The sequence below is a fragment of the Streptomyces sp. NBC_00102 genome (genome assembly GCF_026343115.1).
Classification (GTDB): domain Bacteria; phylum Actinomycetota; class Actinomycetes; order Streptomycetales; family Streptomycetaceae; genus Streptomyces.
Genome location: NZ_JAPEMC010000001.1, coordinates 34160 through 60071, shown reverse-complemented (window position 1 = coordinate 60071; position 25912 = coordinate 34160). Strand labels below are relative to the sequence as shown.

29 protein-coding genes and 1 riboswitch are annotated in these 25912 nt (G+C 71.9%); of the genes, 12 read left to right on the top strand and 17 right to left on the bottom strand.

Features of this window, described 5'->3' with window-relative positions:
- Positions 1–43: 43 nt before the first annotated feature.
- Entirely contained in the window at positions 44–1006 is a 963-nt protein-coding gene (locus OHA55_RS00285; protein ID WP_266701593.1) for a phosphotriesterase, read from the bottom strand.
- Complete coding sequence (locus tag OHA55_RS00280) at positions 1003–1458, bottom strand: carboxymuconolactone decarboxylase family protein (RefSeq protein ID WP_266701592.1); 456 nt, start codon at positions 1456–1458, stop codon at positions 1003–1005. The genes OHA55_RS00285 and OHA55_RS00280 overlap by 4 nt, the downstream gene beginning before the upstream one ends.
- 96 nt (positions 1459–1554) lie before the next feature.
- On the opposite strand from OHA55_RS00280, the gene OHA55_RS00275 reads away from it, so the two are divergent.
- Entirely contained in the window at positions 1555–2148 is a 594-nt protein-coding gene (locus tag OHA55_RS00275) for a CGNR zinc finger domain-containing protein (protein ID WP_266701591.1), read from the top strand.
- Between the two features lie 443 nt (positions 2149–2591).
- Positions 2592–3005, top strand: coding sequence for a fic family toxin-antitoxin system, toxin component (locus OHA55_RS00270; protein WP_266701589.1), 414 nt, complete (start codon positions 2592–2594; stop codon positions 3003–3005).
- A gap of 143 nt (positions 3006–3148) precedes the next feature.
- Here the strand turns inward: OHA55_RS00270 and bioD are convergent, their stop codons facing one another.
- The 3 genes from bioD to bioB all read right to left on the bottom strand — a co-directional run bounded on the left by bioD (position 3149) and on the right by bioB (position 6478).
- Positions 3149–3835, bottom strand: a complete 687-nt coding sequence (gene bioD / locus OHA55_RS00265; RefSeq protein ID WP_266701588.1) for a dethiobiotin synthase — start codon at positions 3833–3835, stop codon at positions 3149–3151.
- Between the two features lie 2 nt (positions 3836–3837).
- Complete coding sequence (locus OHA55_RS00260) at positions 3838–5070, bottom strand: adenosylmethionine--8-amino-7-oxononanoate transaminase (protein WP_266710370.1); 1233 nt, start codon at positions 5068–5070, stop codon at positions 3838–3840.
- A gap of 130 nt (positions 5071–5200) precedes the next feature.
- On the bottom strand, positions 5201–6478 hold the full coding sequence (gene bioB, locus OHA55_RS00255) for a biotin synthase BioB (protein ID WP_266701586.1): 1278 nt from the start codon (positions 6476–6478) through the stop codon (positions 5201–5203).
- Positions 6479–6623: 145 nt separating this feature from the next.
- Between bioB and OHA55_RS00250 the strand changes: the two genes are divergently transcribed.
- A complete protein-coding gene (locus tag OHA55_RS00250; protein WP_266701584.1) occupies positions 6624–7772 on the top strand; it encodes an 8-amino-7-oxononanoate synthase in 1149 nt (382 codons plus the stop codon).
- Between the two features lie 126 nt (positions 7773–7898).
- Here the strand turns inward: OHA55_RS00250 and OHA55_RS00245 are convergent, their stop codons facing one another.
- Together OHA55_RS00245 and OHA55_RS00240 are read right to left on the bottom strand one after the other, a co-directional pair.
- Complete coding sequence (locus tag OHA55_RS00245; RefSeq protein WP_266701582.1) at positions 7899–8111, bottom strand: DUF397 domain-containing protein; 213 nt, start codon at positions 8109–8111, stop codon at positions 7899–7901.
- Positions 8112–8181: 70 nt separating this feature from the next.
- On the bottom strand, positions 8182–9045 hold the full coding sequence (locus OHA55_RS00240) for a helix-turn-helix transcriptional regulator (RefSeq protein WP_266701580.1): 864 nt from the start codon (positions 9043–9045) through the stop codon (positions 8182–8184).
- 227 nt (positions 9046–9272) lie between these two features.
- Between OHA55_RS00240 and OHA55_RS00235 the strand changes: the two genes are divergently transcribed.
- Positions 9273–9704, top strand: a complete 432-nt coding sequence (locus tag OHA55_RS00235) for an ATP-binding protein (protein ID WP_266701578.1) — start codon at positions 9273–9275, stop codon at positions 9702–9704.
- Between the two features lie 118 nt (positions 9705–9822).
- On the opposite strand, the gene OHA55_RS00230 is transcribed toward OHA55_RS00235, so the two are convergent.
- The 3 genes from OHA55_RS00230 to OHA55_RS00220 all read right to left on the bottom strand — a co-directional run bounded on the left by OHA55_RS00230 (position 9823) and on the right by OHA55_RS00220 (position 11784).
- Positions 9823–10293 carry a C40 family peptidase gene (locus OHA55_RS00230; RefSeq protein WP_266701576.1) on the bottom strand — a complete coding sequence of 157 codons (471 nt, stop codon included), beginning with the start codon at positions 10291–10293 and terminating at the stop codon, positions 9823–9825.
- Positions 10294–10296: 3 nt separating this feature from the next.
- Positions 10297–10480, bottom strand: a riboswitch (cyclic di-AMP (ydaO/yuaA leader).
- Between the two features lie 420 nt (positions 10481–10900).
- The gene (locus tag OHA55_RS00225; protein WP_266701574.1) at positions 10901–11443 is read right to left on the bottom strand and encodes a hypothetical protein; all 543 of its coding nucleotides are present in this window, start codon (positions 11441–11443) and stop codon (positions 10901–10903) included.
- 32 nt (positions 11444–11475) lie between these two features.
- Positions 11476–11784, bottom strand: a complete 309-nt coding sequence (locus tag OHA55_RS00220; protein ID WP_266701572.1) for a hypothetical protein — start codon at positions 11782–11784, stop codon at positions 11476–11478.
- Positions 11785–12338: 554 nt separating this feature from the next.
- On the opposite strand from OHA55_RS00220, the gene OHA55_RS00215 reads away from it, so the two are divergent.
- The 7 genes from OHA55_RS00215 (at position 12339) to OHA55_RS00185 (ending at position 18593) form a co-directional block, all read left to right on the top strand.
- On the top strand, positions 12339–12641 hold the full coding sequence (locus tag OHA55_RS00215; RefSeq protein ID WP_266701570.1) for an urease subunit gamma: 303 nt from the start codon (positions 12339–12341) through the stop codon (positions 12639–12641).
- An 8-nt stretch (positions 12642–12649) separates the two neighbouring features.
- Complete coding sequence (locus tag OHA55_RS00210) at positions 12650–12961, top strand: urease subunit beta (RefSeq protein WP_266701568.1); 312 nt, start codon at positions 12650–12652, stop codon at positions 12959–12961.
- Positions 12954–14675, top strand: coding sequence for an urease subunit alpha (locus tag OHA55_RS00205; protein ID WP_266701566.1), 1722 nt, complete (start codon positions 12954–12956; stop codon positions 14673–14675). The genes OHA55_RS00210 and OHA55_RS00205 overlap by 8 nt, the downstream gene beginning before the upstream one ends.
- Positions 14676–14688: 13 nt before the next feature.
- Positions 14689–15351 carry an urease accessory protein UreF gene (locus tag OHA55_RS00200; protein WP_266701564.1) on the top strand — a complete coding sequence of 221 codons (663 nt, stop codon included), beginning with the start codon at positions 14689–14691 and terminating at the stop codon, positions 15349–15351.
- 35 nt (positions 15352–15386) lie between these two features.
- Positions 15387–16064, top strand: a complete 678-nt coding sequence (ureG, locus tag OHA55_RS00195; protein ID WP_266701562.1) for an urease accessory protein UreG — start codon at positions 15387–15389, stop codon at positions 16062–16064.
- On the top strand, positions 16061–16831 hold the full coding sequence (locus OHA55_RS00190; protein WP_266710369.1) for an urease accessory protein UreD: 771 nt from the start codon (positions 16061–16063) through the stop codon (positions 16829–16831). Before ureG ends, OHA55_RS00190 begins: the two co-directional genes overlap by 4 nt.
- A 187-nt stretch (positions 16832–17018) precedes the next feature.
- Entirely contained in the window at positions 17019–18593 is a 1575-nt protein-coding gene (locus OHA55_RS00185; RefSeq protein WP_266701560.1) for an alpha/beta hydrolase, read from the top strand.
- Between the two features lie 77 nt (positions 18594–18670).
- On the opposite strand, the gene OHA55_RS00180 is transcribed toward OHA55_RS00185, so the two are convergent.
- The 7 genes from OHA55_RS00180 to OHA55_RS00150 all read right to left on the bottom strand — a co-directional run bounded on the left by OHA55_RS00180 (position 18671) and on the right by OHA55_RS00150 (position 25248).
- A complete protein-coding gene (locus OHA55_RS00180; RefSeq protein WP_266701558.1) occupies positions 18671–19720 on the bottom strand; it encodes an NAD(P)-dependent oxidoreductase in 1050 nt (349 codons plus the stop codon).
- An 80-nt stretch (positions 19721–19800) separates the two neighbouring features.
- Positions 19801–20514 (bottom strand): 1-acyl-sn-glycerol-3-phosphate acyltransferase, encoded by a 714-nt coding sequence (locus tag OHA55_RS00175; protein ID WP_266701556.1) that lies wholly within the window; start codon positions 20512–20514, stop codon positions 19801–19803.
- Positions 20515–20700: 186 nt separating this feature from the next.
- The gene (locus tag OHA55_RS00170; protein WP_266701554.1) at positions 20701–20859 is read right to left on the bottom strand and encodes a hypothetical protein; all 159 of its coding nucleotides are present in this window, start codon (positions 20857–20859) and stop codon (positions 20701–20703) included.
- A 66-nt stretch (positions 20860–20925) separates the two neighbouring features.
- Positions 20926–21879 (bottom strand): cytochrome c oxidase assembly protein, encoded by a 954-nt coding sequence (locus OHA55_RS00165; RefSeq protein WP_266701552.1) that lies wholly within the window; start codon positions 21877–21879, stop codon positions 20926–20928.
- Between the two features lie 182 nt (positions 21880–22061).
- Positions 22062–23087, bottom strand: a complete 1026-nt coding sequence (locus OHA55_RS00160; RefSeq protein WP_266701550.1) for a 6-phosphofructokinase — start codon at positions 23085–23087, stop codon at positions 22062–22064.
- Between the two features lie 162 nt (positions 23088–23249).
- A complete protein-coding gene (locus OHA55_RS00155; RefSeq protein ID WP_266701548.1) occupies positions 23250–23978 on the bottom strand; it encodes a type 1 glutamine amidotransferase in 729 nt (242 codons plus the stop codon).
- Between the two features lie 31 nt (positions 23979–24009).
- Complete coding sequence (locus OHA55_RS00150) at positions 24010–25248, bottom strand: MurT ligase domain-containing protein (RefSeq protein WP_266701546.1); 1239 nt, start codon at positions 25246–25248, stop codon at positions 24010–24012.
- 113 nt (positions 25249–25361) lie between these two features.
- Between OHA55_RS00150 and def the strand changes: the two genes are divergently transcribed.
- Positions 25362–25907, top strand: a complete 546-nt coding sequence (gene def, locus OHA55_RS00145; protein ID WP_266701544.1) for a peptide deformylase — start codon at positions 25362–25364, stop codon at positions 25905–25907.
- Positions 25908–25912 lie beyond the last annotated feature (5 nt).

The window sequence follows — 25912 nt, the reverse complement described above, 5'->3', positions numbered from 1 at the left end:
CGACTCCCGCTCGGCCTCACCGTGCGAGCATCGGCCAAGCCCCTCAGTGGGCGTGGCCGGTGTCGGGGACGACGGCTGCCGGGGCACGCCAGTGTGCCGCGAAGGCATTGGCCGGGTTCGTCACGAAAATCGCGTGGGCGACGTCGGGGCCGATCTCCTGGGCGATGCGCCCACGGATCCCCTCCAGGAGATGGCGCATCCCCGGCCCGTCCGCCGTCGCGCGTGCGGAGGCCACCACGGTGTCACCACCGAGCAGTACGCGGTCGGCGTACCCGGCGTCGGCGAGAGCGGCCACGCACTCGTACAGCCGCCAGTCGACGGCGTGATGCGCCCTGGACGGCCCGTCGAACGCGAGGAACGCCCCGGCTTCGGCGGCCCGCAGATGGACGGCCGGGTCGGGGTACCTGAGCAGGTGGCCGAGGATCACCCGGTGGGCCGGGACCCCGTGGTCGCCGCAGAGGAGATCGAGGGTGTCCAGGGCCGCGGTGCCGCCCTCCAGGTGGACGCCGATCGGCGCGCCCGTCGCGTGGTGTGCTCGGGCGGCCGCGGCCATCGTCCGGTTGGCGTGGGCGTCCAAGCGGTGGAAGGGGGCCGCTACCTTGATCAGGCCCGCTCGTACCGGGCCGCGGGTGAGCTCCCGGACGAACAGGTCCGCCAGCTTCTCCACGCCGTGCGGGAACCGCTCGTCCCGGTAGTGCTTCGCCTGATGCAGGCCGGTGGCCGCGATCAGGTGGACGCCGGTGGCACGGGAAAGTGCGGGGAGCTCCGACAATCGCCGCCCCATGCCCCAAGGCGTCCACTGCGCAACGGCACTTCCGCCGGCCAGTGCGAAGGAGTCGAGTTCGGCCCGCGCCGCCTCCACGTCGTCGAGTTCCTCACCGGGCAGACACGGACTGAGCAGGAAGAGATGGTCGTGCGCGTTGCAGGCGCCGAGGTCGCCCGGCGCTATGTCGCCGAGCACGGTCCTCACGGACTGCGTGGCTGCGGCGTGGGTCTCTCCGCTCACCGGGACTCCTCCCGCTCCGCACCGTGCGGGGCGGCGTCGTCCATTGCGGCGACGGCGACCCGGAGCCCCGCCAGGGCCTTGGGCACGCCGACGTATGGCGTCAGGTGGACGAAGACCTCCACCACCTCCTCGCGTGTCAGACCCACCCGGAGTGAGGTCACCGCCTGCCCGGCGAGCTGCGGATCCACGCTGCCGAGCGCGGTCAGTGCCGCCAGGTTCGCCAGCTGCCGCTCGCGCGGGGACAGCCCGGGGCGTTGGTAGATGCCGCCGAAAAGGGTGGTGATCAGATGGTCGGGAAATCCGGGAGCCACATCCTCCAGCCAGGGGAAGAGCGACTGAGTGGCTGGGGCCTGGAGGGCGTCGAGCGTCCGGTATCCCTCCTCGCGGTCGAGAACGGCAGGCGTCAGCCGCTCGGCGAGAGGGGCTGTGCCGATGGAGCCGGAACGGGGCATGGTCGATCTCCTCGTCAGGGTGTAACGATCTGAGCGTTACGAAACTAACAGACGTAACGGGTCGGACGTTACGTCTGGGGCGATAGGCTGTGCGACATGGCGACCGACGACCCGTACGACTTCCGCTTCGACTGTGGGGCGACCTGGCTCAACCTCCTCGCCACCCGGGGCCGCGCCTTCGGCAGTCACCCGGTCGAGCGCCTCGACTCGGCGGAGCGGCTGGCCGAGTGGCTCCGGGCGAGCGAGCTGGCGCCCGGGCGCGACGTCACCCCCGAGGACCTGCGGCGTACATGGCGACTGCGGGAGTGCCTGCGCGCCCTGGCGCTCGCCACCGTCGAGGGCCGCACTCCTCCCGAGGAGGCGATCGCGGAACTGGGCGCCTTCCTCGGGGCCGAGGACCGGGTGGAACTCACCGGCGGTGACCGTCTGCGCCGCCGCCCCCCGGCCACCATCGACGACGCGCTCGTCCGCATCGCGCGACAGGCCGTGGACCATCTGGCCGGTGTGGACCGGGACGGCCTCAAGGCGTGCCCCGAGGACGATTGCCGCGGAGTCTTCACCGATCCGGCCGGCCGCCGCCGGTGGTGCCCGTCCCCGTCCTGTGCCAGCCGCGGCCGGGTCCGCGCACACCGTGCCCGGCTTGCTGCGTCCCAGGCCGCCGCTGCCCCCGCTGAACTCCGCCGCTCCTGAGCCTGCCGCTCCCGAGTCCCGCCGACCGCCGTGGGTGCGCTGCGTGTCCGAGGGGAGCCTTGCCTGCCCCGACGGGAGCCTCCCCCACGATCGCGGAACCCCAGTGACGCCGCGAGCCCGCGAGAGAGGCCGAGTTCCTCGCTCGACACTGGATGCCCGGGCCGGCATGGGCGCCGCCTGCCGGTCCAAGCGGGCCGGCGGCCGTAGGGAGGTCGATGTCCACCGCGGTGCGCCGTGGCTGACCGACGAGGCGCTCGCTGGGCTGGGAACGCGAACAGTGGGCGATCTCCGCGAGGCGGAACGACCGCACGCGGCTCGACCCGTGGGCAAGCGCCTCACAGCGGTTCGCTCCGCATTCCGGGCCTGAGGAATACTGGGTCCGGAACCGACGGGTTCCCACGCGCGGACCGAGCGCTCCCCCCTTCCCGAGACGGTCTCCTTGCATGGAACACGACGAGTCACCCGAATCACCGTCACCCGGACCCGAGAGCCTGCGCATCGATCTCTCCTGGCTGCTCATGGTGGCCGAGCACCGGACTCCGGGAGATCCGCACGTCGCGGACTGGGGCGCCCTCGTTGCCGCAGTCAGCCGGCACGAGGCGGAGATCTTCGGCAGCCCGGTCTACACCAGCCCCCACGCACGCGCGGCATCGCTGCTTCAACTTCTGTTGCATGTACCGGCATTGGAACACTCCAATGCGATGTTCGCCTCCGCCGTGGCCTACGGCTACCTGGTCGCGTCCGGGCTCCGCATCCAGACCTCCCCGGACCGTGTGCGCGACCTGGCCCGCATGGTGAAGGAGGGCAAGGCCGGCGTACGCGACATCGCCGACGAACTGCACGACTGGTGCGGCTGACCGGGAGGGCCGACCTGCGGCTGACCGGGAGGGCCGACCTGCGGCCGACCCGGAAGCCGCCACCGGAGAGACCACATGCCCGCCCCCGGCGCCGGCGCCCCCGTGCCCGCGCCCCGGCGGTCGGTACGCTCCGGACCCCGGAGTCAGCCGGTCCCGCGCACCCCGCCCAGCTCCGGAGCGAGCCAAGTCGGCGCCTGGGAGCGGAAGTCGGCGGGTCGCAGCGATCCGGCGCCGGCCGGCACCACGCCCACCAGCGGGGCGCCCGCCGCGACGGGGAGGTCGTCCACGTTGCACCGGGTGGCCAGATCCGGGGCGGTGGGCATGCTGCCGATCACCACACCAGGGCACGTGAGGCCCCTGGCCCGCAGCGCCTCCGCGGTCAGGGCGGTGGAGTTCAGCGTGCCGAGCCCGGCAGCCGCCACCAGCAGCACCGGCGCCGCCAGCAGCCGGGCCGCGTCCGCCAGCGTGGCCCCCTCGTCGTCGTACCGTACGAGCAGACCGCCCGCGCCCTCGACCAGCACCAGATCGTGCTCCGTCGCCAGCTTCTGCGCGGCATCGGCGATCTCGTACGGGCGAAGGGGTGCGAGCCCGCTGCGCCGTGCGGCCGTAGCGGGCGCCAACGGCTCCGGGTAGCGGGCCAGTTCGACCGTCGTCACCTCGCCGCCCGCCAGCCGCGCCACCTCGGCCGCGTCACCGGGCTCGCCCGGAGCGACCCCCGTCTGCGCGGGCTTGAGCACCGCGACCCGGCCGCCCGAAGCGGCCGCCACGGCCGCCGTCACGATCGTCTTGCCGATCTCGGTGCCCGTGCCGGACACCACCAGAATGGTCATCGTCATCCTTCCCGCGCCGCGGCGCACACGGCGCGGCAGATCCGCGCCACGTCCTCGTCGTCCGTCACGTACGGCGGCATCGTGTACACGAGGTCCCGGAACGGCCGCAGCCACACGCCCTCGCGCACCGCCGCACGGGTCGCCGCCTCCATGTCCACCTCGTGGTCGAGCTGTACGACCCCGATCGCGCCCAGGACCCGTACGTCCGCGACCCCCGCCAGCCCGGCGGCTTCCGCCAGACCGGTCCGCAGCCCCGTGCCGATCCGTGCGACCTCGGCCTGCCAGTCCTGGCCGAGCAGCAGGTCCACCGAGGCACAGGCGACCGCCGCCGCGAGCGGGTTGCCCATGAAGGTCGGGCCGTGTGCGAGCACGGGCACCTCGCCGCGCGAAATCCCCTCGGCCACCCTCGTCGTGCACAGCGTCGCCGCCATGGTGAGGTAGCCGCCGGTCAGCGCCTTGCCGACACACATGACGTCCGGGGCGATCCCGGCGTGCTCGGCCGCGAACAGCCGCCCCGTGCGGCCGAATCCGGTCGCGATCTCGTCGAGGACGAGCAGTACGTCGTGTGCGTCGCAAGCCTCCCTGAGCACCCGCAGATAGCCGGGCGAGTGGAACCGCATGCCGCCCGCCCCCTGGACGACGGGCTCCACGATCACCGCGGCCAGCTCATGGGCATGACGGCCGATCAGCTCGCGCAGATGCCGCGCGTATGTCTCGTCGACCTCCGCGTCGAAGCCGTCCGGCGGGGCGTCGGCGAAGACCTGCCGGGGGAGCACCCCCGACCAGAGTTCGTGCATCCCGCCCTCGGGATCGCACACCGACATCGGCTGCCAGGTGTCGCCGTGGTAGCCGCCGCGCCAGGTCAGCAGCCTCTGTTTCGCGGGCCGCCCGGCCGAACGCCAGTACTGCAGGCACATTTTGACCGCCACCTCGACGGAGACGGAGCCCGAGTCGGCGAGGAAGACGTGCTGGAGGGGGCCAGGGGTGATCTCCACCAGCCGTGCGGCCAGCCGGACGGCCGGCTCATGGGTGAGCCCGCCGAACATCACATGGCTCATCCGCCCCAGCTGTCCGTGAGCCGCCTCGTTCAGCACCGGGTGGTTGTAACCGTGCACCGCGGACCACCAGGAGGACATCCCGTCCACCAACTCCCGCTGCCCGTATGCGGGTTCCGCCAGCCTCAGCCGGACACCGGAAGCCGACTCCACGATCAGCGGCTCCTGCCGCCCCGGCATCGGCCCGTAGGGATGCCAGACGTGCGCCCGGTCGAGCGACCGCAGCCGGGCGGGCGTCAGAGCGGGCGACGGGACGCGGGGGAGGCCGGTGGCCGGCCCGGTGGATCGGGCCGGACCGCCGACGTACGCGTCAGGCATTGGGGGCGAGATCCGTCCCCGCGCCCCGCCGGCGTACGGCCACCAGGTCCGTACGCGCCGCCGCGGCAGCCACCTGAGCCTTGGACGGAGCGTCGTCCGACGCCTCCCCGGCCGTCGACCCACCGCACGGGCCGCAACCGCCGCCCGCATCCGTCCTGCCGCCGCCCGCTGCCGTCCTGCCGCCGCAACCGCCCGAGTCGCCGCAGCCCGCAGATTCGTCGTGCCCCCCACACCCCGCGCCGGCACCGGCGCCCGCGCCGACCGCCGCCCGGTGGCCGGGCAGTGTCGTGGTGTCCGCACCCTCCACCTCGAATCCGGCGTCGGCGATCATGTCGAGATCCGCCTGCCCCGCCTGCCCCTCACTGGTCAGGTAGTCGCCCAGGAAGATCGAATTGACCAGGTGCAGCGCGAGCGGCTGCATCGACCGCAGGTGCACCTCGCGGCCCCCGGCGAGCCGCACCTCCACGTCCGGGCAGACGAACCTGACCATCGCCAGGATCCGCAGGCACCGCTGGGGCGTGAGGTTCCACTCCTTGGCGAGCGGAGTGCCCTCGAACGGGATCAGGAAATTCACCGGCACGGAGTCGGGGTCGAGTTGACGCAGGGCGAAGACCACGTCGACCAGGTCCTCGTCGCTCTCGCCCATGCCCGCGATCAGCCCCGAGCAGGCGGACAGCCCCGCGCCCTGCGCCTGCCGCACCGTCTCCACCCGGTCGGCATAGGTGTGGGTGGTGGTGATGGAGCCGTAAGTAGCCTCGGAGGTGTTGAGGTTGTGGTTGTACGCGTCGGCTCCCGCCGAACGCAGTCTCTCGGCCTGCCCGTCGGAGAGCAGTCCGAGGCAGGCGCACACCTCGACGCCCTCGTTCTGGTCCTTGATCGCCTCGATGGTCCGGGAGACCCGGTCCACGTCCCGGTCGGTGGGGCCCCGGCCGCTCGCCACCAGGCAGACGCGCTTGGCGCCCCCGGCCACCCCGGCCGCCGCCGCGCGTGACGCCTCATCGGGCTTCAGCCAGGAGTACTTGAGGATGCCCGCCTCGGAGCCGAGCCGCTGCGAGCAGTAGGAGCAGTCCTCCGGGCAGAGCCCCGATTTGAGGTTGACCAGATAGTTGAGTTTCACCCGGCGCCCGAACCACTGACGGCGCACTCTGCCCGCGGCGGCCACCACGTCGAGCAGTTCGTCGTCGGAGGTCGCCAGTACGGCGAGCGCCTCTTCACGGGTCGGCAGTTCGCGCCGCAACCCCTTGTCCACCAGCGTGCTCAACAGGTCCATGGCGTCGATCCTTACCCACGGCAGGGCCATCGGCCAAGGAGGAACCCGACAGGAGAGAGGGGGAGGGTGTGTGTGTATTGCCACACCATGACCGGCTGCGCCCCCGGCTACGCTCTGTGAGCTGCCTACAAAAAGGGACTCCCCGATGGCCTTCGCCCCGTTCGACTGGACAGAGGAGGAGTCCGGCCGCCGCGCCGCCGCCGGACTCGTCCGCACGCTGCGCCCACGACCCGCCACCAGCGAAGTGCTGGACCTCGCGAGCAACGACTACCTCGGGCTCACCCGGCACCCCGAGGTGACCGGGTCGGCGGCGGGAGCCGCGCGGAAGTGGGGCGCGGGCGCCACGGGGTCACGCCTGGTCACCGGCTCCACCACCCTCCACGAGGAACTCGAACGAGAACTGGCGGCATTCTGCGGTTTCGAGGCCGCCCTGGTGTTCTCCTCCGGCTACGCGGCGAACCTGGCCGCGCTCACCGCCCTGTCCCGCGCGGACGGCATCATCGTGTCCGACGCGTCCAACCACGCTTCGATCGTGGACGGTTGCAGGCTCGCGCGCGCGCGGACCGAGGTCGTGGCGCACGCGGACCCGGAGGCCGTCGGCAAGGCCCTGGAAGCCCACACCGGGCCGGCCCTGGTGGTCACCGACTCGGTCTTCTCCGTCGACGGCGACGCGGCCCCGCTCACCGCCCTCGCCGCGGTCTGCCGGAGCAGGGGCGCAGGGCTGGTCGTCGACGACGCGCACGGCCTCGGGGTACTCGGAGACGGCGGGCGGGGCGCCCCGGCCGCCTGCGGGCTGGCGGGGGACGAGGGGCTCGTGGCCACGCTCACCCTCTCCAAGTCCCTGGGCAGCCAGGGCGGCGCGGTCCTGGGACCCGCGCGGGTGATCCGTCATCTCGTCAACACGGCCCGGACGTTCATCTTCGACACGGGACTCGCACCCGCCGCCGCCGGTGCCGCGCTCGCGAGCCTCACGGTGCTGCGCAGGGAGCCGGAACGCGCCGCCCGGGCGCGCGAAGTGGCCGCCCGGATGCACGACCGGCTGACCGCTGCCGGACTGCACGCGGCACGCCCGGACGCCGCGGTGGTGTCGGTACGCGCCCCCTCGCCCGAGTCGGCGGTCCGCTGGGCGGCGGACTGCCGGGAGGCAGGGATCGCGGTGGGCTGCTTCCGCCCGCCGTCGGTCCCGGACGGCATCTCGCGTCTGCGGCTCACCGCCCGGGCCGACCTGACGGACGCCCTCGTCGACGCGGCCCTGGACACCATCGTCCGTACGGCTCCGAGGGGCGCCGCCTGACCGCGGGGCGCGGACCGGCCGGGCGCGGGAGACGGAGCGGGGCGGCGGGAGACGGGGCCGGGCGCCGGGGCCTCTGGGCGTACGGCCCCAAGGCCCCAAGGCCCCGGCACGCGTGCCGGAGGCCCCTCAGGACAGGTCCCCTCCCGGGCCTCCGAGGCCGGCCACGAACGCGCTCCAGGCGGGTGCGGTGAAGGACAGATGCGCCCGGTCGACGTCCTTGGAGTCGCGTACGTGCAGCAGGCCCGGCCCGCGCACGGCCGTCTCCACGCAGTTGTTCATACCGGTGCTGCGGCTGCTGCGGTGCCACGGTGAGGCGGGCGGTGCCGGGCGGTCGGGCATGGTGCTCCTCCGTATCGGTGGACGTCGGCCGGGCCCGCCCGGTCGGTCCGGCGGGGCCCGAGGCGGTTGATCACGGCCGCTCCTCGCGGCCGATCGCCGTGATGAGGTCCCTCGACCGCTCGGGAGAGAGCGCCCGTCCCCGCATGGTGCTGAATGCGGAACCGTACGCTTCCAGATCTTCTTTCCGCTCCAGATAGTGACTACGCGTCAAGTGGTCAAGAACGACCACATCCAGTGCAGAGGTTGTCGGAAAAGAGAAAATGACGAACGGTCCGGTCAGTCCGACGTACCCCCCGGCGCTGAACGGAACCAACTGGATGCGTACATGCGGGAGTTCCGACATGGCCGCCAAGTGGGCCAGCTGGGTCCGCATCACGCGACGTCCGCCCACCTCGCGCCGCAGCACCGCTTCGTCGAGTACGGCGGTGAGCCGGAGCGGGTCCTCGCACCGCAGTACCGACTGGCGGGCGAGCCGCACTTCGACCAGGGCGTCGAGATGGTCCCCCGGTATCCCGTCCATGGCGGACTCGGTGACCGACCGCGCGTAGTCCGCTGTCTGGAGCAGCCCGGGAACCACCGAGGTCTCCAGGGTCCTGGCCGTCTCGGCCTGCGACTCCAGGGCGATGAAATCGCGGTACTGCGGCGGAATGACGCCCCGGTAGGCGTGCCACCAGCCCGTGTCGCGGCCGTCCGCCGATCCGGCCAGCGCGGAGAGCAGCGTGCGCAGTTCGGGGTCGGCGACGGCGTACGCGTCGAGCAGGCGGCCCACATCGGCCGGGGACACGCCGCTCGCCCCCGTCTCGATCCGGCTCACCTTCGACTGGTGCCAGCCGAGCAGCGCTGCCGCCTGCTGGCTGGTGAGTCCCGACGAGTGACGCAGACTCCGCAACTCCTCACCGAGTTTGCGACGGCGCACGACGGGGCCGTTGCCCATTCCTGTCTCCTTCCGCCGGGCGGCACGTCCGACCCCTCCGCCGGTCGGCCCGAGAGACAAGTGTGCCGAATGTTCGAGCCCCGGTGAGCCGGAGTTCACCGCATTGAGCGATAGATATATGCATATCTCGGCAGATCGTTCCTGTGCGGGCCCGGGCGATGGCACTCTGGCGCCAGGCACAATCCGGGCCGATAGGGGTCGCCCGGGCGGAAAGGGACGGCGTCGCCATGGCAGACCATCAGGAAGCACATGTCACCCTGCCGAGCGATCCGGTGTCGGTGTCCGCGGCCCGCAGACACGTGGCCCGCGTACTCGCGGAGTGGGGGATGCACGACGACACGGATGATGCCGGGACGATCCAGCTGATCGTCTCGGAACTCGCCACCAACGCGGTCCTGCACACACTCGGCCAGTCACCCACCTTCACGGTGCGGCTGGTGCTCGACCGCGACGAGGAACTGCGGCTGGAGGTGACCGACAGCCACCCCAGATGGCCCAGACGACTTCCCGCGGCCGTGCAGCAGGACAACGGACGCGGTCTGGCGATCATCCGGGCCCTGGCCAAGGAGTGCGGAGGAGGATTCGGTGTCAGACCGACCGGGGAAGGCGGCAAGACCGTGTGGGTCATGCTGCCCTGGTCGGTACCGGTCCGGGGCTGACACCGGACCCGGCCGGCCCGGACGGGGCGGACACGCGATCCGGCGGTGTCTCGCGTGTCCCCGGCGTCCGGGCCGGCCCTTCACACCGACGAGCCCGACGGGCGGAGTCCGGGGTCCGTCAGCGCACCCGCCCGTACCAGACCCGCTTCGTCCAGATCCGCTCCAGCCGCACCACCGCACCGGTCTTGGGGGAGTGCCAGATCTTCCCGTTGCCGGCGTAGATGCCCACGTGGTAGACGTTGCGACCGAAGTGGAAGAAGACCAGGTCGCCCTTCCTGCGCTGCGAGGCGGTGATGTGGCGCGTCTTGTTGTACTGCTGCTGCGCCGTGCGGGGCAGCTTCTTTCCCACGCGCTTGAACGAGTAGAGCGTCAGCCCGGAGCAGTCGAACCTGCGGGGGCCGGTGGCACCCCACTGGTAGGGAGCACCCTTCTTGGACGCGGCGACCCGGAGCGCTTTCGTCGACTGGGCGGCGGCCTCGGCGTCGGACACCAGGCCGGGGGCCAGCATGGTCGAACTCAGGGCCAGAGTGAGGACCGAGGCCGTACCGGCCCGGGTGAGCAGAGACGGGACATGAACCTGCGCAGTCATGCGCAACCCTTCGTCAGCCGCCTGTGAAGGATGACCTGTCGGGTTCGGGCTGGCGAAGTCGCCCGGCCGCGCGATGCGGCTTCACCCCGAGGGACGGCCGGTTGCCCGGTCGACCCGTTGTGCTCGGGTCCTCCACTCCTGCCGATCCACTCCTGTCGACCCGTCATCCGCTCGGCGGCAGGACTCGGCGTCCGCGCGGACCGCCCCGTCAGGGTGGCGGGGGCTTGTCGTCCCAGGGATCTTCACTCAGCCCGCGCGGGATTTTCGAGGTGACAGAGTCAGTCAGTACGGTCGTCCGCGGTTGCGCCGGGAGAGTGGGGGAGCGTCCGGCGAGACCGGGGGCGCGTACCCCCGAAGCCTCCACGGAGGTTGCGGAGTGCGGTACTTCGCCCGTGGGGAGAACTCCGGGGAGCGCAATTCGAGAGAGCCGTACGGAGGCCAGATCCCCTGCCCCGAACGGGCGGAAAATCGGATATTCGGTACGGGCGTGTCGCCGGAAAGGGGGGAGCGGCTCCGGTCGGCCCGCCCCTCGGCCCCGCGGCCCGAACCTGCCGGAACCTGCCGGAACCTGGCGGTCGGACCCGACGGGACGCGTGGGGTACCGGCCCTACGCATCGCGCCGGCGGACCGGGTGGCCGGACGGGCCGGTGGTGAGCCAGGACCCGTCCCCGAGGGGCTGGAGATCGTAAGGGCCGCTGCCGTGCGCCTCGAATACCCCGCCGACGTTGCCGGTGTGCGCGTCGACGCGGTAGTGGCGGAACCACTCCTCCTCGTCCTCGGTCTCGCCGCCGAGAGTGACGAGGACGGTGTCCGGGCCCAGATAGCCGCCGCCCCACTCCACGAAGACCAGCTCCGGGTCGTACCCGAAGGAGTCGACGGAGAGCGTGAAGGCGACCTCGCCGTCCGGGTACGTGTGGACGGCCATGTCGCCCTGGGAGTGATCGACCGTCATGAAGTGGCGCCCGTCGGGTGACAGATCGAGGAGGCACCTGTCGTCCCAGGGGTAGCGGAAGAGATCCATCCGCCCGTCGGACAACGATGCGCGGTGGACGGCCGAACCGTCCTGTCCCTCGCCCACGTCCAGCAGGATCTCGCCGCTCGCCCGGTGCGCGAAGTGGTGCCCGCCATGCCCGATGCGGGGACCGGCCACGCTCCTCCACCGATGTCCCCGCGCTCCGGCCGTCACCTCTCCGTCTCCGGCGGTACGGCGACCCGCCCCGCCCGTCGCTCCCCGTCCAGAGCCCTCAGTGCACGCGCCAGGGTGGTCGCGTGGATCTGTGCCTCCCCGCGCTCGTGCATCAACGCCAGGGCGTCCCGCAGTGCCACGGCGTGCGAGGCCAGCGCCTGGGCCGCCCGGAGCGCCGCGTAGGTGTCGTCGGCCCGCGCGGGGTTGATCCGGCCCACCTGGTCGAGGACGGCGAGATAGCGGTCGATGAACTCCGCCTCCGCGCGGGTCAGTGCGGGCAGCGGCGGCAACTCCGGGGGCAGCATCGGGGCTTCACCTCGTGGGGCGCGGTGCGGATGGGTGGGGTGCTCCCCGACCCGCCGTACGGCGATGGGCTGGGGCGGGTCGTCGAAGTGCCGTCTGCCGGGCGACGCCTGGCACGCACGCTCGCCGCGCTGCCGGGATCACGCCGATGCATCCGGTATCGGGGCGACCCTCCTCCTTGCGGCCCCGTGGCCGGACAGCCGCTCCCCGCACCGCACGGGTGATGGCTACCCGTGTGCCCGGCGGACCATGTCGGCGCAGGGCGCACCCGCACACGCGTCCGCCGATCCGGGGCGGGTACGCGCCGTATACGAGGCGGCCCGCGCAGGCCGCGCCGGTGAACCCGTCCGGTGGACCGGTCCGCCCGCCGGGGCGGTGGCTCCGTACCCGACGGCACCGGAACGGGACCGGCCCAGTTAACGCGACGGAAAAACTTTGGTCCTAACGTGCGTTCCCTGGCCGGTGACGCCCGCCCGGCGTCCGACGCACATGTCGGCGCCCGAAGGGTTCCACCGCGCCCAGGCCGGCTTTGGGCGCGAGACGATGAGGTGGAAGCGTGCAACTCACCCCGCACGAGCAGGAACGCCTGCTCATCCATGTGGCCGCCGACGTCGCCGAGCGACGCCGGGCGCGCGGGCTCCGGCTCAACCACCCGGAGGCGGTCGCGCTGATCACCTCGCACATCCTGGAGGGTGCGCGCGACGGCCGGACCGTCGCCGAACTCATGGCGTCCGGACGCAAGGTGCTCACCCGTGCCGACGTCATGGACGGCATCCCGGAGATGATCCACGACGTGCAGGTGGAGGCCACCTTCCCGGACGGCACCAAGCTGGTCACCGTCCACGACCCGATCGTCTGAGGGGCACCGTGATTCCCGGAGAGATTCTGTACGCGGACGGGGCCGTGCCGATCAACGAGGGCCGTCCCGTCACCCGCCTCACCGTCCTCAACGCGGCCGACCGGCCCGTTCAGGTCGGCTCCCACTACCACTTCGCCGAGGCCAACCCCGGCCTCGACTTCGACCGTCCGGCCGCCCACGGCCTACGGCTGAACATCGCCGCGGGGACGGCCGTGCGCTTCGAGCCCGGCATCCCCGTGGACGTCGAACTCGTCCCGATCGCCGGCGCGCGCGTCGTCCCCGGCCTGCGCGGCGAAACCGGAGGTGCCCTCGATGGCTGATCTCGAACGTGCCGTGTACGCCGACCTGTTCGGCCCCACCACCGGCGACCGCATCCGGCTCGCCGACACCTCCCTGCTCGTGGAGATCGAGGAGGACCGCTCGGGCGGCCCGGGACGGGCCGGGGACGAGGCGGTGTTCGGCGGTGGCAAGGTGATCCGGGAGTCCATGGGGCAGGCCCGCACCACCCGCGCCGAGGGGGCTCCCGACACGGTGATCACCGGTGTGGTCGTCGTCGACCACTGGGGGATCGTCAAGGCGGACGTCGGCATCCGTGACGGACGGATCACCGGCATCGGCAAGGCCGGCAACCCCGACACCATGGACGGGGTCCATCCCGACCTCGTCATCGGCCCCGAGACGGAGATCATCGCCGGGAACGGCAAGATCCTCACCGCGGGCGCCATCGACGCGCACGTCCACTTCATCTCGCCGACCCTGGTGGACCAGGCACTGTCCTCCGGGATCACCACCCTCGTCGGCGGCGGAACCGGGCCCGCCGAGGGCACCAAGGCGACCACCGTCACCCCGGGCTCCTGGCACCTCGCCCGGATGTTCGCGTCACTGGAGGCGTACCCCGTCAACATCGGGCTCCTCGGCAAGGGCAACACCATGTCCCACGAGGCCATGCGGGCCCAACTGCGCGGCGGAGCGCTCGGGTTCAAGATCCATGAGGACTGGGGGGCGACCCCCGCCGTCATCGACGCCTGTCTGCGGGTCTGCGAGGAGAGCGGAGCCCAGCTCGCCATCCACACGGACACCCTCAACGAGGCCGGCTTCGTGGCGGACACCCTCGCCGCCATCGCGGGCCGCACCATCCACGCCTACCACACCGAGGGTGCCGGAGGCGGGCACGCGCCCGACATCATCACCGTCGTCTCGGAGCCGTACGTCCTGCCGAGCTCCACCAACCCGACCCGCCCGCACACCGTCAACACCATCGAGGAACACCTCGACATGCTGATGGTCTGTCACCACCTCAACCCCGCCGTCCCCGAGGACCTGGCGTTCGCCGAGTCCCGCATCCGGCCCTCCACCATCGCCGCCGAGGACATCCTGCACGACCTCGGCGCCATCTCGATCATCTCCTCCGACTCCCAGGCCATGGGGCGGATCGGCGAGGTCGTCCTGCGCACCTGGCAGACCGCGCACGTGATGAAGAACCGCCGGGGCGCACTCCCCGGCGACGGCGCGGCCGACAACCACCGGGTACGTCGCTATGTCGCCAAATACACGATCAACCCGGCGGTGGCGCAGGGACTCGACCGCGAGATCGGCTCCGTCGAGACCGGCAAGCTCGCCGACCTCGTCCTCTGGGACCCCGCCTTCTTCGGGGTGAAGCCCCAACTGGTCATCAAGGGCGGCCAGATCGCGTACGCGCAGATGGGCGATGCCAACGCGTCCATCCCCACCCCCCAACCGGTTCTGCCGCGCCCCATGTTCGGGGCCGTCGGCCGGGCTCCCGCCGCCAACTCCTTCAACTTCGTCTCCACCGCCGCGATCGAGGACGGCCTGCCCGAACGCCTCGGCCTCGGCAAGCGGTTCGTGCCGATCACCAGCACCCGGGGCGTCACCAAGGCCGACATGCGGGAGAACGACGCGCTGCCCCGCGTCCAGGTCGACCCGGACAGCTTCGCCGTGACGATCGACGGAGACCTCGTCGAACCCGCACCGGCCGCCGAACTGCCCATGGCCCAGCGCTACTTCCTCTTCTGATCGGGCGGGACCGATGTCACGCGCAGCCCTGCTCGTCCTCGCCGACGGCCGGTTCCCCGCCGGAGGCCACGCCCACTCCGGCGGAGCCGAACCGGCCGTCACGGCGGGACGCGTCCGCGACGCCGGCGACCTCGCCGAATTCTGCCGGGGCCGTCTGCACACCACCGGGCTCACCGCCGCCGCGCTCGCCGCGGCGGCGGCCCTGGGCCACGACCCGCTCGCGCTCGACGAGGCCGCGGACGCCCGCACGCCCTCACCCGCTCTGCGGGCCACCGCCCGCAAGCTCGGACGCCAGCTCATGCGGGCCGCCAGGTCCACCTGGCCGAGTCCCGCCCTGGACGCCCTCGCGGCGGCCCGGCCGCGCGGCGCCCACCAGCCCGTCGTCCTCGGACTCACCGCGGCCTCAGCCGGCTTGACCCCCGAGGACGCCGCGTACTGCGCCGCGTACGAGGCGGTCGGCGGGCCCTCCACCGCCGTCGTCCGGCTCCTGTCGCTCGACCCCTTCGAGGCCACCGCCGTCCTCGCCCGCCTCGCCCCCGAACTCGACCGCGTCGCCGAAAGGGCAGCCGCCGCGGCCCGCCAGGGCATCGACGCCCTCCCCGCCGCCTCGGCCCCGCTGCTCGACATCGCCGCAGAGACCCACGCCACCTGGCCGGTCCGCCTCTTCGCCTCATGACGCACGACCACGCCCCCTTTCCCAGGAGCCGCCCCATGCATCTCGACCACTCGCACGACGGGCCCGCCGCGGTCGGCGCGGACGCCGCACGGCCCGACGGCAGCCGCCGCGCCCTGCGCATCGGACTGGGCGGACCGGTCGGCTCCGGCAAGACCGCCACCGTCGCGGCCCTCTGCCGGACCCTGCGCGCCGAGTTCTCCATCGCCGTGGTCACCAACGACATCTACACCCGCGAGGACGCGGAGTTCCTGCTCCGCAACGCGGTACTCCCGCCCGAGCGCATCCAGGCGGTCGAGACCGGCGCCTGCCCGCACACCGCCATCCGCGACGACATCTCCGCCAACCTCGAAGCCGTCGAGGACCTGGAGGACAGCGTCGGCCCGCTCGACCTCATCCTGGTCGAATCGGGCGGCGACAACCTCACCGCCACCTTCTCCAAGGGGCTGGTGGACGCCCAGGTGTTCGTCATCGACGTGGCCGGCGGCGACGACATCCCGCGCAAGGGCGGCCCCGGCGTCACCACCGCCGACCTGCTCGTCGTCAACAAGACCGACCTCGCCCCGTACGTCGGCTCCGACCTGGGCCGGATGGCCGAGGACGCCGCCAAGCAGCGCGGTGATCTGCCCGTCGTCTTCACCTCGCTGACCTCCGGCGACGGAGTCGCGCCGGTCGCCGGATGGGTACGGTCGCAGCTCGCCGCCTGGTCCTCGTGAGCGTCACCGCGACCGCCCGCGTCCGCGCCGCCCCGGACGGGCGGGGCTCCACCGCGCTGCCTGTACTGGAGAGCGACGGTCCCCTCGCGCTCCGCCGGACCCGGGCCCCGGCCCCGTACGCGGGGGTCACGGTCGTCGGCGCCATGAGCGCGCCCCTGGGCGGCGACCGACTCGCCATCGAGGTGGAGGCCGAGAGGGGGGCGCGGCTCGCCGTCGGTGCCGCCGCGGCCACGCTGGCGCTCCCGGGCCCGGGGCCCGCCCACTACGACGTCCGGCTGACGGTGGGCGAGGGGGCGGAGCTGCGCTGGCTCCCCGAGCAACTGATCTCCGCCCGCGGCAGCGAGCTGAGGATGACCACCACCGTCGACCTCGCCCCCACCGCACGGCTGGTGCTCAGGGAGGAGCAGGTCCTCGGCCGCCACGGCGAACCCACGGGCACTTTGGCCACCCGCCTCACCGTGCGGCGCGCGGGACGCCCGCTCCTCGACCAGGAGCTCGCCCACGGCCCCGGCGCCCCGGACGGCTGGGACGGCCCGGCCGTGCTGGGCGGCCATCGAGCCATCGGTCAACTGCTCTTCGTGCTGCCGGAGTTCGAGGAAAAGCCGGTGGCTCCGTGCCTTCTGGGCCCCACTGCCGTCCTCACCCCGCTGGCAGGACCCGCCGCACTGGTCACCGCGGTCGCCGCCGACGCCCGGCTGCTGCGCGGTGTCCTGGACCGGGCCACGGAACTCGTACTGGACGGAGTAGGCGCAGCTCAACACGGGTGAAACGAAATTGACTTGGTGATCCAGAGTCGACAAGTCCGGTGATCGGTACCGCTGTTACCGGTTATCGGTTGGGTAAAGAAAAGCCGAGGCGCACTGTTCTCAGGAACCTCACAGGGGAAATGATCTGCGGGAAACCGTAGATCAGTGCCGCTCCGACGCGGCACGACACCCATGGGGGAGGTTCCACTTGAGACGCACTGCAGTGCTCGGCGCGGCCGGCACTCTGATCGCGGGGACGCTCATAGCGGGCATGACGGCCGCGCCGGCGGCCGGCTCCGACCGGAACGCCGGCGCGGCCGAGGCGCGTGGAGCCGCGATCGCAGCGGAACGCGCCGCACGCGCGGGCATCGACTGGGCGGACTGCCCCGCCGACTACGGGCTCGCCCAGCCCATCCAGTGCGGCTGGGTGACCGTCCCGATCGACTACACGAAGCCGAACGGGAAGCAGATCAAGCTGGCCGTCGACCGCCACGTGAGCACCGGGACGGCCGCCGAGCACCAGGGCGCCCTCGTCTACAACCCCGGCGGCCCCGGCGGATCCGGACTGCGCTTCCCGACCCGGATCACCAACAAGAACCCGATCTGGACCAAGGTCGCCGCGGCCTACGACTTCGTGGGCTTCGATCCACGCGGTGTGGGCCACTCCGCCCCCATCTCCTGCGCCGACCCGCAGGAGTACGTCAAGATCCCCAAGGCCGACCCGGTCCCCGACAGCGAGGCGGACAAGCGGGCCCAGCGCAAGCTCGCCGCCGAGTACGCGGCCGGCTGCGCCGAGCGCAGCGGCGACCTGCTGCCGCAGATGACCACCCTCAACACCGCGCGCGACCTGGACGTGATCCGGGCGGCGCTCGGCGAGAAGAAGCTGAACTACCTGGGCGTCTCCTACGGCACCTACCTGGGCGCGGTCTACGGCACACTCTTCCCGGGACACCTGCGCCGCATGATCGTGGACAGCGTCGTCAACCCGGACCGGAGCAACATCTGGTACGAGGCCAACCTCAACCAGGACGTCGCCTTCCAGACCCGCTGGGAGGACTGGCAGGCGTGGGTCGCCCGCAACGACTCCGTCTACCACATCGGCGACACGCCCCAGAAGGTCGAGCAGGCCTGGCTCGAGCTGCGCGCCTCGGCCAAGAAGAACCCCATCGGCGGCGTCGTCGGCCCCGCCGAGCTCATCGGGTTCTTCCAGAGCGCGCCGTACTACGACTCCTCCTGGGCGCCCGTCGCCCGGACCTGGAGCGCCTACCGGGCCGGCGACACCCAGGCACTCGTCGACTCCATCGCCCCCGACCTCAGTGACCTGGCGGGCAACGCCGCCACCGAGAACGGCAACGCCGTGTACACCGCGGTCGAGTGCGCGGACGCGCCGTGGCCCACCAGCTGGCGCACCTGGGACAGGGACAACACCCGGCTGCACCGCGACTACCCGTTCCTGACCTGGGCCAACGCGTGGATGAACCTCCCCTGCGCCACCTGGCCGACGAAGCGCCAGGCCCCTCTGGAGGTGAAGACGGGCAAGGGACTCCCGCCCGTCCTGATCGTCCAGTCCACCCGTGACGCCGCCACGCCGTACGAGGGAGCGGTCGAACTGCACAAGCGGTTCAAGGGCTCCCGGCTGATCACCGAAAAGGACGCCGGATCGCACGGCGTCACCGGTCTCCTGAACACCTGCGTCAACGACCGGGTGAACACCTACCTGCTCACCGGCCGCACCGACAGCCGCGACGTGACGTGCACCCCGCACGCCACGCCCGTGCCCTAACAGGCCGCAGGAGAACGGGGTGCGGGGGGCCGGGACGCGATTCCGGTCGCCCGCACCCCCTGGGGAGCGCCGCCGTCTCACCGCATGTCGTGACGTTCCAGCAAGGCGTCCTCCGCCGCGTAGTCGAAGAGAGCGGGGCCGTACTGCTGGAGCATCTTCGGGAAGGCGTCCGCCCACTCCCGCCCGGACAGTCGCGAGGACAGCCACTCGACGCTCCCGGGCAGGGCGTCGGCGTATGTGGTCACCGGCCGATAGCCGAGCTCCCGCTCCGCCGCCGCCATGCCGTAGACCACCGGGTGCGGGATGGTCCACGGGGTGTCCCCGACGTGATCCGCGCCGGGTGGCCCCGGCAGCAGCAGCGTCTCCGTCTCCAGGCCCAGCACCGCGTCGATCAGCTCGCCGATCTCCGCCACCGTCGGAGCCTCGGGGTCGGCCGCGTTGAGGACCCTCGATCCGGGCCGCAGAGCGGCGAGGCGGATCAGTTCCGCCACGTTGGAGGTGTGCGCGGGGTGGAAGACGCTCCTCCCTCCGTACGCGAGCACCCGGCGACGCCGGCCGTCCAGCAGCCGCTTCACGAAGTACAGCTCGCGCGGTGCCCGGGACCCGGGACCGTGGACGGCGCCGGCCCGCAGCACCGTCACCGGAAGCGCCTCGCCCGCCGACAGCAGCTCGCGCTCCAGCAGGATCTTGCGAGCCGCGTACGTCGATTCGCCTGGTTCGATCGTGGTCCAGGCTTCGGGTATCGGCACCGGATAGTGGGGGGCGCCACCGGGCTCGCCCGCCGTGTCGAAGCCGCGCCCCTCCGCGTCCGTGTAGACCGCGCCGCTGGAGACGACCACCGCCGACCCTATGCGGCCGGTCAGCGCGGTGAGCTGGCGGGCGTGGGCTCCGTCGAAACCCACCATGTCGACCAGGACGTCGCAGTCGTCCCCGAGGGCGGCGGACAGGGCGCCGTCGACATCGCGGTCGAGCGCCACCGTGCGGACGTCGTCGGGCCACGCCGCGTCACGGCCTCCGCCGAGCGAGACCGCGGTCACCCGCCAACCGTCCCCGAGCAGTGCTGTCACGGCGGCCCGTCCGATCTGACCGGTCGCCCCCAGGACCCATGCATGCCTGTTGGTGTTCACGGAAGGAACGCTAGGAGGTGCGGCCGAGGTCCGGCAGAGTGTTTCGCCGGCAGCCGATTCCGCCATCGGCGTCCAACTGGTCAGGACTCCGCGCGAGGCGGCTTCTTCCGCGTCGCGGCCGCACCCGCGGCCTTCACCTTCGCCGCGTACTCGTCCACGTACTCCTGCCCGGACAGGTTCAGGATCGCGTACATGATCTCGTCCGTGACGGCCCGGATCGCGGCCTTCTGGTTGTCCAGCCCGGCGTACCGGGAGAAGTCCAGCGGCTCGCCGAAACGGATCGTGACCTGCCGGATGCTGGGCACCTTCTGGCCGGGCGGCTGGATCTCGAAGGTGCCGACCATCGCGCAGGGGATCACCGGGACGCCCGACCTGATGGCCATCACCGCGACCCCGACCTTGCCCTTGTAGAGGCGCCCGTCGTGCGAACGGGTGCCCTCCGGGTAGATCCCGAGCAGTTCGCCCTTGGCGAGGACCCCGAGCCCCTCACGGATGGCCGCGGACCCCGCCTCCTTGCCGGACCGGTCCACCGGGATCTGGCCGATGCTGTGGAAGAACGCCGCCGTCAGCCGCCCCTTGATCCCGGGGCCGGTGAAGTACTCCGCCTTCGCCAGGAAGGTGATGCGGCGCTTCAGAATGGCCGGCATCAGGAAGTGGTCCGAGAAGGACAGGTGGTTGCCCGCGACGATAGCGGCCCCCTCCTCGGGGATGTGGTCCAGCCCCTCGATACGCGGCCTGAACAGCAGCCGCAGCAGCGGGCCGAGCACGGCGTACTTCAGTACGTAGTAGAACACGGAGGGTGAACCTCGTTCTGCCGGATCGGCCTCGGGCTGCTTCGTACCGGACACCACCCAGGTGGTGCGGGCCCGTCAGTGTAAGCCGTGCGGCGCCCCGGTCCGCAGGTGCGCGGGCCGGGACACCCGGGACGGGCGGACCGGGGCGTGAACGCGGTGGGCGCCCCGGTCGTAGGGTCCGCCCGGTCAGGCGTCCCGGACGGCCAGCATGCCGAGCGTGCACAGCCCCAGCACCACCCAGCCGAACCAGAGCCAGCCGCTGCTCCCCAGCGCCACCGTGTACGCCGTCACCGCCACCAGGGCCGCGACGGTGAGGACTCCCATGGACTTCGTCGATCCGGACATGCGCGCACGCTCCTCGTCGGCCGCGCGGCCGTTGGGACCATGGTCGCCCCGGAGGCGGGTGTCGCGCTACCGTCCGCGCGCCTGCAATGAGGCGAGGTACGCGTTGTACGCCTCCAGCTCCTGGTCGCCGTCCCGGTCCGCCGCCCGGTCTTCGCGCTTCGCGAGCCGCTGGTCGGAGCGGTACCACTGGAAGACCAGCGCGATCAGCACCAGCACGGACGGCACCTCGCTGAAGGCCCAGGCGATGCCGCCCGCCCAGCTCTGGTCGCTCAGCGCGTCGATACCCAGCGAGGCCGGAGGGTGCTTGTAGGACTCCACCATCGGCTGGGACGCCATCATCAGGGCGATGCCGAAGAACGCGTGGAAAGGCATCCCCGCGAACAGCTCCAGCATCCGCATCACGTAGCCGGGCCGGTGCGGGCCGGGGTCGATCCCCATGATCGGCCAGAAGAAGACCAGCCCGACCGCGAGGAAGTGCACCATCATCGCCAGGTGCCCCGCCGTCGAACCCATGAGGAAGTCGAAGAGCGGGGTGAAGTAGAGGGCGTAGAGACTCGCGATGAACAGCGGGATGGTGAAGACCGGATGCGTGATGATCTTCATGTAGCGGCTGTGCAGCAGCATCAGCAGCAGCTCGCGCGGCCCCTTGCCGCCCCGTCTGCTCGCCACCGGCAGCGCCCGCAGCGCGAGGGTCACCGGAGCGCCGAGCAGCAGCAGGATCGGCGAGAGCATGCTGATCACCATGTGCTGGATCATGTGCACGCTGAACATGACCATGCCGTAATCGTTCAGCCGGGTGCACATCACCAGCGCGATGCTGAGCACCCCGACGACGAAGAAGACGATCCGGTTGACCGGCCATCCGTCCCCGCGCCGCCGCAGCCGCACCACGGCCCAGCCGTACAGGGCCAGTGCCGCGAGGCAGCCGACCAGGAAGAACGGGTCCGCCGAGAACGCGAGCCCGCGGCCCAGTGTGAACGGCGGCAGATCCATGTTCATGCCGTGCCCGCCGTGATCCATCTGTTCACTCCTGCTGGGGGACGTCCCCGATTCGTGCCGGTTGTCCGGTCCAGACTAGGACTGCCCCCGGCCGCGCTCGCGGCCGGGGGCAGTCCCGGGGGTGTCGTGGCCCCTCCCCGCCGGAAGCCGGAAGCCGGAAGCCGGAACAGGTCCGGAACGGGTGAGGAGTGGCGTGGGAGGACTCAGAGAACGCAGTCCACCTCGGAGTACCGCTCCGCCGGAACGGTCTTGAGCGTCTCCACCGCCGAGGTCAGCGGCACCATCCGGATGTCCGTGCCCTGCAGCGCCGTCATCATGCCGAACTCGCCGCGGTGCACCGCCTCCACCGCGTGCCAGCCGAAGCGGGTGGCGAGCACCCGGTCGTACGCCGTGGGAGTACCGCCGCGCTGCACATGGCCGAGGATGACCGGGCGGGCCTCCTTGCCGAGGCGCTGCTCCAGCTCGACCGAGAGCTGGGACGCTATCCCCGCGAAACGCTCGTGCCCGTAGACGTCCTGGGAACCGGTGGCGAAGTCCATCGTGCCGTCCTGCGGCTTGGCGCCCTCGGCCACCACCACGATCGCGAACTTCTTGCCGGCCGAGAAGCGCTCCCCGACGACCCTGGTCAGCTCGTCGATGTGGAACGGACGCTCCGGCACCACGATGGCGTGCGCGCCGGCCGCCATGCCCGAGTGCAGGGCGATCCAGCCGGTGTGACGGCCCATGACCTCCACGATCAGCACCCGCTGGTGCGACTCGGCCGTCGTCTTCAGCCGGTCCAGCGCCTCGGTGGCCACACCCACGGCCGTGTCGAAGCCGAAGGTGACGTCGGTGGAGGCGATGTCGTTGTCGATGGTCTTCGGTACGCCGACGATCGGCAGCCCCGCCTCGGAGAGGAGATTGGCCGCCTTCAGCGTGCCCTCGCCGCCGATCGGGATGATCGCGTCGAGGCCCAGGTCGGCGACGTGGCCCCTGGCGCGCTCCACGCCGCCGCGCAGGTGCGCGGGCTGGACCCGGGAAGAGCCGAGGATGGTCCCGCCGAGGGCGAGGATGCCACCGACCGCGTCGAGGTCGAGCTTGCGGTAGTCGCACTCCAGCAGGCCCCGCCAGCCGTCGTGGAAGCCGATGACCTCGTCGCCGTGGTCGACAACCGCACGGTGCACGACGGAGCGGATGACTGCGTTGAGACCGGGGCAGTCGCCGCCGGACGTGAGGACACCAATGCGCATTGCCCGAGGAACCTTTGCAACGTGGGCCGACGACCGGACAGCGTCGTCCGGCTGAATACCGCCACCCTACCGGCGCAGGGTGGCGGTACCGAACCCTCTGTCCGCCTGCTGGACTCCGCTCAGTTGAGTCGGAATCAACTCAGGCGAAACACGGCCGACACATCAGGCCGGCTGGGTCGCCGCGGCGATCCGTTCCGACCTCAGCGCCTCGTACCAGTGGTCGTTCACCGGCGGCAGGGCGTTGACGTCGAGGGCCAGCTTCAGCAGCAGATCGGCGATCAGCGGATTGCGCGCCAGCACCGGACCGTGCATGTACGTCCCGAACACGGTGTCGCTGTACGCGCCCTCGGTACCGTCGCCGGTGCCGTTGCCGCGACCCACCCGGACCCGGGCGAACGGACGCGCCGTCGGACCGAGATGGGTGATGCCCTGGTGGTTCTCGAAACCGGTGAGCGGCGGCAGTCCGAGGTTCGGGTCGATGTCGCCCAGTACGTCGCCGACGCACCGCGCGCCCTCGCCGCGGGTCGTCACCACGTCGAGCAGTCCGAGCCCGGGCTCCCGCTCCCCGAGGTCGTTGATGAACTCGTGGCCCAGGATCTGGTAGCCCGCGCAGACCGAGAAGATGATCGCGCCGTTGGACGCGGCCCGGCTCAGCCCGCCGTCGCGGCGCAGCCGCTCCGCGGCCAGCCGCTGCGGACGGTCCTCACCGCCGCCGATGAGGTAGATGTCGCCCGACGTGGGGATCGGCTGGTCGCTGCGCACGTCGACCCGCTGCACGTCGAGGCCGCGCTGCCGTGCCCGCCGCTCGACGACGAGGGCGTTGCCCTGGTCGCCGTAGGTGCTGAGAAGGTCGGGGTAGACCCAGACCAGACGCAGACCGTTGTTGCTCATGCTTCGTCCTCTCCGGAGGCCCTGGCGGGGATCAGTTGCCGACACGACGGCGCAGATCCTGGAAGGCGGTGTAGTTGGCGATGACCTCGATGCGGCCGGGCGGGGCCAGCTGGACGGCCTCGTCCAGGGTCTCGCAGACGCGGAAGTCCAGACCGGCCACTTCGAGCCGGACGGCGAGGTCCATCTTGCGGTCCCCGAGCACGAAGATCGGGTGACCGGACAGCTGCGTGTAGTCGACGTCCCACAGCCAGGAGGTGTCCGTGCCGTCGGCGCCGCGCGCGTTGACGGAGAGGATCACCGGCGTCGGCGGGGGATCGATGAGCGAGAACGTCTCCAGCCAGCCGGCCGGGTTCTTCGCCAGCAGCAGCCGCAGCTCGCGGTTGTGGAACGAGACGACGTCGTAACGGCCCGCCACCGCCTGCACCTGGTACATCCGCTCCAGGGCCACCTGCGGGGGAACCCCGAAGACGGCCGCCACGGCGGCCGAGGAGGTCGCGTTCGCCTTGTTGGCGCGACCCGGCAGCTGGAGGTGGATCGGCCACGCCGAGCCGTGCGGGTCGAGCACGTAGTCGCCGTTGAGCGCCCAGCTCGGCGCGGGTCGGCGGAAACCGCACTGCCCGCAGAACCAGTCGTCTCCGGGGCGCTGCATCACGCCGCCGCAGGAGGGGCAGGACCAGGCGTCGTCCTTCCACGCCTGACCGGCCGCCACCCACACCACGTTCTGGGAGGACGAGGCCGCCCAGACGATCAGCGGGTCGTCCGCGTTGGCGATGATGACGGCCTTCGAGCCCGCCAGTCCCTCGCGCCAGTGCTCCGCCAGCATGCGGGTCTCCGCGGCGCGGTCGAGCTGGTCGCGGGAGAGGTTGAGCAGTGCGATCGCCTTGGGCGTCGTGTCGCGCGCCACTCCGGCGAGGTACTTCTCGTCGACCTCGATCACGCCGAAGCGGGCGTCCGATCCGCCGGCCAGCGCCGAGGTGATGCCCGCGGGCATGTTCGCGCCGAGCGCGTTCGAGACGACGGGCCCGGCGGCCCGCAGTGCCTCGGCGATCAGCCGTGTGGTGGTCGTCTTGCCGTTCGTCGCCGACACGAGGATCACGTCCAGGTGCTGCGCCAGTCGCCCCAGCAGGTCGGGGTCGAGCTTGAGCGCCACCCGGCCGCCGATCACCGATCCGCTGCCGCGCCCTGCCGCGCGCGACACCGCCGCCGCGGCCTTGCCCGCCGTCACGGCCAGCTTGGCCCGCGGCGACAACGGCTCCGTGTTGCCTGCCATCGTCCTAGATCCTCCTTGCATCGGTCCACGCCCAGCCTATCGATGTCCGGCGCGCCGCCCGCACCGCGGCACCACGGAACGGGGCGGTCAAGGCGGACCGTACCCTTACGGCCATGCGAAACCGCCCGATCCCCGGCAGTTCCGGAATCATCCGTACCGTGAGCACCCTCGGCGACCCCGTTCTCCACCGTGCCTGCGAGGACGTCACCGATTTCGGTCCCTCGCTCGCCCGGCTCGTGGAGGACATGTTCGCCACCATGTACGCGGCCCGGGGGGTCGGCCTCGCGGCCAACCAGATCGGCGTGCCGCTCAGGGTCTTCGTATACGACTGCCCGGACGACGACGACGTCCGCCACCTCGGCCACCTGGTCAACCCCCGGCTGGTGGAGGCGGACGGCATCACGGTACGCGGCCCGGAGGGGTGCCTGTCGCTGCCGGGCATCGAGGCGGGCACCGAGCGCTTCGACCGGGCGGTGGTGCGCGGGCGCACCGTCACCGGCGAGGAGACCGAGATCACCGGTACGGGTTGGTTCGCGCGCTGCCTCCAGCACGAGTGCGACCACCTGGACGGCACGGTCTACACGGACCGGCTGACCGGCCTGCGCCGGACGCGGGCGCTGCGCAGGGCCCGCCGGGCGCCCTGGGCCGCCCAGGACTGAACCGC

Excerpts from the sequence above, each read along its gene's own strand:
- OHA55_RS00280 (WP_266701592.1), bottom strand. The coding sequence starts at position 1,458 with ATGCCCCGTTCCGGCTCCATCGGCACAGCCCCTCTCGCCGAGCGGCTG.
- OHA55_RS00275 (WP_266701591.1), top strand. The coding sequence starts at position 1,555 with ATGGCGACCGACGACCCGTACGACTTCCGCTTCGACTGTGGGGCGACC.
- OHA55_RS00270 (WP_266701589.1), top strand. The coding sequence starts at position 2,592 with ATGGAACACGACGAGTCACCCGAATCACCGTCACCCGGACCCGAGAGC.
- bioD (WP_266701588.1), bottom strand. The coding sequence starts at position 3,835 with ATGACCATTCTGGTGGTGTCCGGCACGGGCACCGAGATCGGCAAGACG.
- OHA55_RS00260 (WP_266710370.1), bottom strand. The coding sequence starts at position 5,070 with ATGCCGGGGCGGCAGGAGCCGCTGATCGTGGAGTCGGCTTCCGGTGTC.
- bioB (WP_266701586.1), bottom strand. The coding sequence starts at position 6,478 with ATGGACCTGTTGAGCACGCTGGTGGACAAGGGGTTGCGGCGCGAACTG.
- OHA55_RS00250 (WP_266701584.1), top strand. The coding sequence starts at position 6,624 with ATGGCCTTCGCCCCGTTCGACTGGACAGAGGAGGAGTCCGGCCGCCGC.
- OHA55_RS00245 (WP_266701582.1), bottom strand. The coding sequence starts at position 8,111 with ATGCCCGACCGCCCGGCACCGCCCGCCTCACCGTGGCACCGCAGCAGC.
- OHA55_RS00240 (WP_266701580.1), bottom strand. The coding sequence starts at position 9,045 with ATGGGCAACGGCCCCGTCGTGCGCCGTCGCAAACTCGGTGAGGAGTTG.
- OHA55_RS00235 (WP_266701578.1), top strand. The coding sequence starts at position 9,273 with ATGGCAGACCATCAGGAAGCACATGTCACCCTGCCGAGCGATCCGGTG.
- OHA55_RS00230 (WP_266701576.1), bottom strand. The coding sequence starts at position 10,293 with ATGACTGCGCAGGTTCATGTCCCGTCTCTGCTCACCCGGGCCGGTACG.
- OHA55_RS00220 (WP_266701572.1), bottom strand. The coding sequence starts at position 11,784 with ATGCTGCCCCCGGAGTTGCCGCCGCTGCCCGCACTGACCCGCGCGGAG.
- OHA55_RS00205 (WP_266701566.1), top strand. The coding sequence starts at position 12,954 with ATGGCTGATCTCGAACGTGCCGTGTACGCCGACCTGTTCGGCCCCACC.
- OHA55_RS00200 (WP_266701564.1), top strand. The coding sequence starts at position 14,689 with ATGTCACGCGCAGCCCTGCTCGTCCTCGCCGACGGCCGGTTCCCCGCC.
- ureG (WP_266701562.1), top strand. The coding sequence starts at position 15,387 with ATGCATCTCGACCACTCGCACGACGGGCCCGCCGCGGTCGGCGCGGAC.
- OHA55_RS00170 (WP_266701554.1), bottom strand. The coding sequence starts at position 20,859 with ATGTCCGGATCGACGAAGTCCATGGGAGTCCTCACCGTCGCGGCCCTG.
- OHA55_RS00165 (WP_266701552.1), bottom strand. The coding sequence starts at position 21,879 with ATGGATCACGGCGGGCACGGCATGAACATGGATCTGCCGCCGTTCACA.
- OHA55_RS00160 (WP_266701550.1), bottom strand. The coding sequence starts at position 23,087 with ATGCGCATTGGTGTCCTCACGTCCGGCGGCGACTGCCCCGGTCTCAAC.
- OHA55_RS00155 (WP_266701548.1), bottom strand. The coding sequence starts at position 23,978 with ATGAGCAACAACGGTCTGCGTCTGGTCTGGGTCTACCCCGACCTTCTC.
- OHA55_RS00150 (WP_266701546.1), bottom strand. The coding sequence starts at position 25,248 with ATGGCAGGCAACACGGAGCCGTTGTCGCCGCGGGCCAAGCTGGCCGTG.
- def (WP_266701544.1), top strand. The coding sequence starts at position 25,362 with ATGCGAAACCGCCCGATCCCCGGCAGTTCCGGAATCATCCGTACCGTG.